Source organism: Winogradskyella algicola, assembly GCF_005869935.1.
In the GTDB taxonomy this organism is placed as follows: Bacteria; Bacteroidota; Bacteroidia; order Flavobacteriales; family Flavobacteriaceae; genus Winogradskyella; species Winogradskyella algicola.
Genome location: NZ_SZQF01000013.1, coordinates 1 through 8,562 on the forward strand (window position 1 = coordinate 1; position 8,562 = coordinate 8,562).

The 8,562-nt window shown below is 31.5% G+C and carries 10 protein-coding genes; all 10 read left to right on the forward strand.

The features are described from left to right. Window positions 1–143: 143 nt before the first annotated feature. Window positions 144–818 carry a hypothetical protein gene (locus tag FC091_RS14965; RefSeq protein WP_138435184.1) on the forward strand — a complete coding sequence of 225 codons (675 nt, stop codon included), beginning with the start codon at window positions 144–146 and terminating at the stop codon, window positions 816–818. A gap of 203 nt (window positions 819–1,021) precedes the next feature. Then, window positions 1,022–1,273 carry a type II toxin-antitoxin system ParD family antitoxin gene (locus tag FC091_RS14970; RefSeq protein WP_042297154.1) on the forward strand — a complete coding sequence of 84 codons (252 nt, stop codon included), beginning with the start codon at window positions 1,022–1,024 and terminating at the stop codon, window positions 1,271–1,273. Further along, on the forward strand, window positions 1,266–1,565 hold the full coding sequence (locus tag FC091_RS14975; protein WP_138435185.1) for a type II toxin-antitoxin system RelE/ParE family toxin: 300 nt from the start codon (window positions 1,266–1,268) through the stop codon (window positions 1,563–1,565). The genes FC091_RS14970 and FC091_RS14975 overlap by 8 nt, the downstream gene beginning before the upstream one ends. A gap of 340 nt (window positions 1,566–1,905) precedes the next feature. Next, the gene (locus FC091_RS14980; protein ID WP_212745840.1) at window positions 1,906–2,127 is read left to right on the forward strand and encodes a helix-turn-helix transcriptional regulator; all 222 of its coding nucleotides are present in this window, start codon (window positions 1,906–1,908) and stop codon (window positions 2,125–2,127) included. Beyond that, window positions 2,124–5,147: an HsdM family class I SAM-dependent methyltransferase gene (locus FC091_RS14985; RefSeq protein WP_138435189.1), complete on the forward strand. Its 3,024-nt coding sequence runs from the start codon at window positions 2,124–2,126 to the stop codon at window positions 5,145–5,147. The genes FC091_RS14980 and FC091_RS14985 overlap by 4 nt, the downstream gene beginning before the upstream one ends. Before the next feature lie 91 nt (window positions 5,148–5,238). Further along, the gene (locus FC091_RS14990) at window positions 5,239–5,802 is read left to right on the forward strand and encodes a hypothetical protein (RefSeq protein ID WP_138435190.1); all 564 of its coding nucleotides are present in this window, start codon (window positions 5,239–5,241) and stop codon (window positions 5,800–5,802) included. A gap of 359 nt (window positions 5,803–6,161) precedes the next feature. After that, complete coding sequence (locus tag FC091_RS14995; RefSeq protein WP_138435192.1) at window positions 6,162–6,998, forward strand: hypothetical protein; 837 nt, start codon at window positions 6,162–6,164, stop codon at window positions 6,996–6,998. Between the two features lie 201 nt (window positions 6,999–7,199). Continuing rightward, the gene (locus tag FC091_RS15000; protein WP_042297154.1) at window positions 7,200–7,451 is read left to right on the forward strand and encodes a type II toxin-antitoxin system ParD family antitoxin; all 252 of its coding nucleotides are present in this window, start codon (window positions 7,200–7,202) and stop codon (window positions 7,449–7,451) included. Continuing rightward, the gene (locus FC091_RS15005) at window positions 7,444–7,743 is read left to right on the forward strand and encodes a type II toxin-antitoxin system RelE/ParE family toxin (RefSeq protein ID WP_138435185.1); all 300 of its coding nucleotides are present in this window, start codon (window positions 7,444–7,446) and stop codon (window positions 7,741–7,743) included. Before FC091_RS15000 ends, FC091_RS15005 begins: the two co-directional genes overlap by 8 nt. Before the next feature lie 230 nt (window positions 7,744–7,973). Continuing rightward, complete coding sequence (locus FC091_RS15010) at window positions 7,974–8,426, forward strand: hypothetical protein (RefSeq protein WP_138435193.1); 453 nt, start codon at window positions 7,974–7,976, stop codon at window positions 8,424–8,426. Window positions 8,427–8,562 lie beyond the last annotated feature (136 nt).

Below are 8,562 nucleotides of genomic sequence, written 5' to 3' on the forward strand. Positions count from 1 at the left end.
GCGTAGAACAACGTGTATAGCTCATTGCGGCTGAATTCCTAATCGGAATTCATTGCAATTTGCTATCTTTCGGTTACGGCGGAAAATCATAGCTGATTTTCCGCAACGAGCCATACACAAAACCGTTGTAAGCAATTTGAGAAATGAGCATACTATCAAAAATATTTAAGAAAAAATCTGCTTCGGACAAAGCAAGTTTGATTTTGGACGACAACGGAATTAACTCAATTGGTGGAAAAGCAAGTTCCGAAATTAATATTCCAGAATTAGAAACAAGTCCTATAGTCTATATCGGATATATATCTAAAAAAGAAGCATATTTTCCGCAAATTGATTTTGACTTACATTTAGTTTGCCCAATATTCATTGACCTGCAATCACCTGTGTTTTTTGACTATTCTAATCCAAAAAAACCCAAATTGATAAGAGATAATGTAGATTCGAATTTCCATCAATTATTTGAGGACATTCCTTATGATGCCTATATTGAATATAAGAAATTGAATTTCAAGGTTGAAAATGCACCTTCAAGGAAAATAAAAGTTGGAGTTCACGAATTTGATATGGTGCCTGGAGAAATTGGTCACACTGGAATACCGAATTGGATTCACGATGAAAATTGGCTTAATTGCCCAATTTCTGGAAACAAAATGGAATTTCTATTTCAGATAGGAGATATTGATGACTCTGAAACTGTAAATGGACAAGAGATTTTAGATAAAGAATCATTTGACCCTTATCTACACTTTGGACACGGATATTTATATGTATTTTACGAACCTGAATCCAAAGTTATTGGATACATAAATCAACTATAAAAAAACTGCTTACAACAATGGCTATAAGTAATTGCTTGTTCTCGCCTACTTCTGAAAATCCTCGCGGATTTTCAGTTTGGTGTGTACTTGCAAAGTTAAGTGCTAAACCACGCAACTACTCATAGCCAAAACCGTTGTGTGCAATTTGAGAAAAAATTCGTCATTATACCAAATTTTGGTATATTTGAATAAATTTATGTCAAATGAACAAAAACACATCAATATCACTAGGAAATTATTTTGACCAATTCGTTCAAAGTCGAATAAGTGAAGGAAGGTTTAAAAATGTTAGCGAAGTCATTCGTGCTGGATTGAGACTTTTAGAAGAAGAAGAAAGTAAAGTAATTGCTTTAAAAACCGCTATACAGGAAGGAATTGACAGCGGAATTGCACACGATTTTGACCCAAAAAAGCATTTGGAATCTCTAAAAGCGAAAAAGCACTCGAATGGCTGAATATAAATTGACTAACAAAGCTGTCGAGGATTTATCAAAGATTTGGGATTATACATTTGAGGTTTGGTCGGAAAAACAAGCTGATAAATATTATGATGGACTGATTTCCAACTGTGCAGAAATTGCGGAAAACCCTGAATTAGGAAAAAACTACAAAGGAATATCAAAGCAGCTTCTCGGAATGAAAGCAAATCGACACATAATATTTTACAGAACGTTGGAAAAAAATTATGTTGAAATAACGAGAATATTGCACGAACGAATGGATTTGAAGAAAAGAATAACCGAATAAAAACTGCACACAACAATGGCTATAAGTAATTGCTTGTTCTCGCCTACTTTGGAAATTCCTGCGGAATTTCCAACTTGGTGTGTACTTGCAAAGTTAATCGCTAAACCACGCAACTACTCATAGCCGAAACCGTTGTGCATAATGCGGAAAATCGTGCAAAACATCAACATTTGAACTAAAAAAGCCAACCGCACAAACAGCACATTTGGTTTTTTGCCGACACATAAGCCAACGCTGAAAAAACCAAAAGAGCTGTTCTTTGCCAACGCTCAAAATAAACCGAACCGAAAAATAGAAAATGACCTAAATTCTAAATATATTTGCTTAAAATCCAAATATTTTGGCAAATAAGGAACTTAATAGAATTCGTGTTGTATTGGCTGAACTTAATGTTAAAAACAAATGGTTAGCTGAAAAATTAAACAAAAACCAGTCTACAATATCCTTGTGGTGTAACAATGCTAGACAACCATCGCTTGAAACTTTAAAAGAAATTGCCGAAGTATTAGAAGTTGACGTTCGCACATTAATATCCAGTCCAAAAACTGAAAAAGCGAGTTGAGACATCTAAATCAAATATTCGACAAATTAAACCTAACCAAAGAGAAAGGTTTATATCTCGCTGGCGAAGATAGAAGTCAACTATTTTCTAATAGAGTAGAAAGGCTTCTAAATAACGTTATTAAACCTGATGCTTTCTTTTGTATAGACAACAAACCTTTCATTCTTTTCTTTGAAAATCTAGGGACTCAAAAAAAATCAAAGCTAAAAGAGATTTGGAATTTTAACGAGACACCAATTGTTATCGTTTCAGAACAAGATTCTGTTGAAATATATAATGGATTTGAATATCTGACAAACAAAGAAACTCTTAAACTATTTGGAAATGAAGATAAATTAAATGACTTCAAATATTTCGAAATAGTAACTGGAAAGACTTGGGAAAAGTATCAATCTGATTTTGATTCGAAACACCGTATTGATTTTCATTTATTAAGTAACATAAAATCCGCTAGAGATATTCTTATATCTCAATCTTTATCTTCTGAACACGCAAACTCATTAATCGGGAAGATTATCTTTGTAAGATATATCATTGACAGAAAAATTAAACTAGATTTTGAGAAGAAAGGTAAATCACGAATTTGGACTAATTCAGAATTTTGCTCAATATTATCAGACAAAAATCAAGTACAAAAATTCTTTAAATACCTGAAAGATAAATTTAACGGAGACTTATTCCCTTTATCTAAAACTGATATTGAATCAATTCCTAATGAATGCTTTACGACATTAATCGAATTACTTTCTGGCGATAATGTAGGAACAGGACAAAAATCATTGTTTAATCTTTATGATTTTTCAATTATTCCAGTCGAATTTATTAGCAATGTTTATGAACTATTTATTGGAGTCGATGAACAAGAAAAACAAGGAGCATATTATACACCATTATTTTTAGTAGATTATATTTTAGCAGAAACTGTAGAAAAAAAATTCACCAATTACAAAGGTTATGATTGTAAAGTTTTAGACCCAGCTTGTGGTTCAGGTATTTTTTTAGTTGAAACTTTAAGAAAAATTATCGAAAAGTATCAGGCAAAAAATCCTAATTATAAAACTAACATAGACCAATATAAAGAAGATTTAAAGAAATTAGCTTCAGATAATATCTTTGGAGTTGACAAAGATAAAAGCGCTATAAATGTTGCTGTTTTCTCGATTTATTTGACTTTACTTGATTATCAAAACCCTTCTGATATTGAAAATTTTAAATTTCCACATTTAGAAAATCGAAACTTCTTTGTGTCTGACTTTTTTGATACAGAATCAGAATTTAATAAAGTTTTAAGGAAAAAAGAATTTTCATTTATTCTAGGGAATCCACCTTGGAAAAGAGGAAAAGGAGAAGAGAAAAAACCACTTTATGTAAAATACATCGAGAACAGACAAAAAAGAGAAAAAGGTCTTTTCGAAAACGAAATAAAGATAAGTAATAAGGAAATAGCGCAAGCATTTGTTTTACGTACAAGCGATTTTGCATCTGCAAATACCAACATTGGATTAATTGTAACAAGTAAAATTCTATATAATCAGAACGCAAAAGACTTTAGAAAATACTTTTTAGAGTGCTTTACTTTAAGAAAAGTGTTTGAATTAGCACCTGTTCGCAGAGAAGTATTTAATAACTCTAATGATAAAGCGATAGCACCTGCTTCTGTCCTATTCTATGATTATACGAGCAACAGCAATAATGATAAAAATATTGTTGAGCATATAACCCTTAAACCAAGTCGCTTCTTCTCATTATTTAAGGTTTTTACTATACAAAGAGCAGATTACAAAAAAGTTTCGCAAAAACAACTCAAAGAATATGACTATTTATGGAAAGTTCTCGTTTATGGAACTTATTTAGATTTTAATTTAATTAAAAGATTATCCAATAAAGACAATTTTCCATTACTTAAAGATTTGATAAGTAACGAAGATGAATTTCTAATTGGTCAAGGTGCTATGATTGGTGGTGGAGACAAAAACGATTCTACACACTTAATCGGCAAACCGTTTATTGATACTCGAAAGGATATTGAACCATTTTGGCTGAATCCGAATATCCGAAATACGTGGGATTATGAAACTGTACATAGACCTCGAAACGAAAAACTATATCAAGCACCATTTTTACTTATAACAGGTGGAACAGACACAATGTTTCGTTCAGTTTCGGCATTTAGCGAGATAGACGCTGTATTTAAAAGTTCATTAACAGCTATAAAAAGTCTCAAGAATAATATCAAACAATTAAAATCAATTTGTGGCATTCTCAATTCTTCATTCTTTTCCTATTTTGGACTTCAAACATTTAGTTCTTTAGGTATTGAGCGAGAAGAATCACACGATATTGAGAAATTCAATATTCCATTCGTTGACAAAAAGGAAGTTTCTGATGTGGTTACTGAATTATCATTAATAATGAATAAAATACATTCCAATGAAATTCTATTGGATTTAAATTTATCCAATCAACTGGAATCTAAAAAAACCGAACTTGATAGAGCAGTTTTATCAGCATTTTCATTTTCTAAACAGGAGAAAGACCTTTTAGATTATGCAACTGATGTTTCAATTCCTTCAATTATGAAACATAAGGGTTTTGAAAACAATCTTAAACCGATGGATATTGATAGTAAAACTTTATCCTCATATATAGAATTATTCCTTAACAGCTTTAACGAAATATATAAGAGAATCGACCAACAATTAGTGGTCGAAATAAAGTATACTAGACAATTAATTGGTTTGTTCTTCAAATTAGCACCTATCAATTCAGATATAAATAACAAATCTCAATCAATACAAGAAAACACTTCTATTCTAGAACTACTATCTGTATTAGGTGTTGAAAAAATTACGGATAAACTATTCATTCAAAAAGATGTTAGAGGTTTTGAAAATAACGGATTTTATATAGTAAAGCCTAATGAAAAAAGACTATGGCACAAAGCTATAGCACATTTGGATGTAAATGAATTTAGGGATGCAATATTAATTGCCGGAAAACATAGTACAATCAATGTTTAATAGTCTTGATGCATCCAACTTCAAAGGTTCAGTTCCATTTTACGATGCGAATTTTGAATATATTATGCATAAAATTAGTGTATGCTATTCGATGATAGTTGACTCAAAAATTCCATTACCAAAAGATGAAAATTTAATACGTGACGTATTGGTAAACGACTATCTTAACAATAATTTAATTAAGGAAAACCTAAAACTCAACTATTTCTTCAATCCAGAAGTTCCTGAAAAGAATATAAAGAGACCTGATATAAAAATTCAATCGCCTAATGACGTTTATAAAACAGAAGCATACTATTCAATAGAGTGTAAAGTTTTGGACAACAAATATGTAACAGGAACAAGTGGATTAAATGCTAAATACATTAAAAACGGAATCCGAAGATTTACCGATAAAGAATACACTACTCATTTCAGAGTAAATGGAATGATTGGTTTTATTGTAGAAGTAATGGATATTCACCAAAATACAAATGACATTAATTCGCTTTTGAATTCTTCGTTCGGACATATTAAAACTACGAAGCCTTTAACTAACGAAAAGTATTTTGACGATTTTGAATATCATTATTCTTCGACACACACGGACATTGATAATAATGGATTTAGAATTTATCATCTTATGCTAGATGTTAGTGGAAATATCCAACGCTAAAAGCCATACACATTCGCAATTCGCTCAAGCCAACGCTACGCCAAAAATTGCAAAAGAGTATGTCTTGCCAACGCTAAATCCGAACTAAATGAGAAACATCGGAAAATCAAGCTGAACGTGAAAAGCACTATGCACAACAACGTGTATAAAACATAGCTGTTATAGGCTTTCCGAGAGGTTTTTGCTTATTTGCAAAGTACGCCAAATTTTTTATTTGGTTATATTTAGAAAAGAAAATTAAACATAAAAATAAAAAATTCGGCTTGTGCTAAATCCGAAAAGTTAGCGTCTTTTTACACGCTACGTTTCATACACAAGACCGTTGCCAGTAATTAGAAAAACCGAACTTAACGATAAAAATGAATCTAGAACTATTTGACTTTTACTTAAAAGCGCCACTTTATGCAAAAATAGAAGTGAATCCAGAAAATTTTGAGGATTTTATCTATATGCTTCAAGTTCCAACCAAGTTTAACGGTTATAATCCATTGCGTAAAACTGCAACGACATACGTAACACAAGAACTTTATCCTGGAAAATATGAAAATGGAAATTTAGATTATTTTTTAGGTAGTGGAGGAATTTATAAAACATCTATTAAGTGCTTGCGTTATGATACAGTTTTTACCTTTTTCGGAAAATATATTCCGACAACTGAACCTGATGATGACGGAGACCATTTCAACGTTGAAAAAACAGGTACTTTTATAAAAATAGGACAAGATGTTCCATTAATGGAATTTGAATCTTGGAAAGTTAAAAATTATAGAAGTGTATTATCAAAAGAAAAACAAAAGGAATTGATAAGAGCTATTGGACTTGCGTCTCACGGAGTTGGAATTGGTTCATTTGTTTATTTAAGAAGAATTTTTGAGGATTTAATCGAAGAAGCTCATTTATTAGCAAAGACTTCAGATGATTGGAATGAAGAAGATTATTTGAGATTAAGAATGGCGGATAAAATTAATAGTCTTAAAGATTATTTGCCAGATTTTTTGGTTAGAAACAAAGCTATTTACTCAATTTTGAGTAAAGGGATTCACGAATTGAGTGAACAAATTTGTTTAACTTATTTTGACACAATTTTACTTGGAATTGAACGAATATTAGAAGCAAAATTAGAATTAATCAAAAAGAAAAAAAGAGACGAAGACGCTGAAAAGAAAATAGCGGAATTAAATAGCAAATTAAAATAACTACTGGCAACACCGTGTATAATTAATTGCTTTGGTCGTGCTTATTTGGAAAATTCCTTCGGAATTTTCTCGGGTTCGTATTTGTTTACTAAATTAGTTGCTTAACCACGCAACTAACCATACACAAACACGTTGTGTGCAATTTGAGAAAAAATTCGTCATTATACCAAATTTTGGTATATTTGAATAAATTTATGTCAAATGAACAAAAACACATCAATATCACTAGGAAATTATTTTGACCAATTCGTTCAAAGTCGAATAAGTGAAGGAAGGTTTAAAAATGTTAGCGAAGTCATTCGTGCTGGATTGAGACTTTTAGAAGAAGAAGAAAGTAAAGTAATTGCTTTAAAAACCGCTATACAGGAAGGAATTGACAGCGGAATTGCACACGATTTTGACCCAAAAAAGCATTTGGAATCTCTAAAAGCGAAAAAGCACTCGAATGGCTGAATATAAATTGACTAACAAAGCTGTCGAGGATTTATCAAAGATTTGGGATTATACATTTGAGGTTTGGTCGGAAAAACAAGCTGATAAATATTATGATGGACTGATTTCCAACTGTGCAGAAATTGCGGAAAACCCTGAATTAGGAAAAAACTACAAAGGAATATCAAAGCAGCTTCTCGGAATGAAAGCAAATCGACACATAATATTTTACAGAACGTTGGAAAAAAATTATGTTGAAATAACGAGAATATTGCACGAACGAATGGATTTGAAGAAAAGAATAACCGAATAAAAACTGCACACAACAATGGCTATAAGTAATTGCTTGTTCTCGCCTACTTTGGAAATTCCTGCGGAATTTCCAACTTGGTGTGTACTTGCAAAGTTAATCGCTAAACCACGCAACTACTCATAGCCGAAACCGTTGTGCGTAAGTTGAGAAAAACTGAACTCTGAATGAAAAATAGGCTTCTGAAAATATTAAAACGGATTTTAATTACCATATTGATACTCTTCGTTCTTGTGTTTATATCAAACGAAGTCGTTTATAGAACTTCAATTCCTGAAAATTTTGCGGAATCAAATTGGAACGGAAAATGGAACAGTTCTGAATATGCTCTCGTTAGTGGAAAAGTACTGACAACAATTCCTGAAAATCACAGCGCTGAATTTAAAAGCGAAACGTTGATTTATTACAATCTTTGGAGTCTTTATAAGCCTGGACAAAATAAAATAGTAGAATTATCAGGAAACTTTTCGGAATCGGATATTAATGGAAATAACGTTGGACAAAAAAGACGACCGAATGAAAATCGTGAATCTAATCATAGATTTTTTAAAGCTAAAATGTCAATAGGAAATGGACAGCTCATTGAATACGATGGAATGAAAGTTAATGACGGAACTGAAATAAGTGGTGAATATGATTCAAGCTACCCAAAAGACAAAGGAACATTTGAATTGAATAAAAAATAAAACCTACGCACAACAAAGAACTGAGTTAAAAAACAAGCATTATTAAGCTAATTTTGAAACAAAGTTCTCGTCATATGGCAATCCTGATTTTGCAATAGCAAAAGCCTGTTTTAACAGTTTGTTTGCTACTGCAATG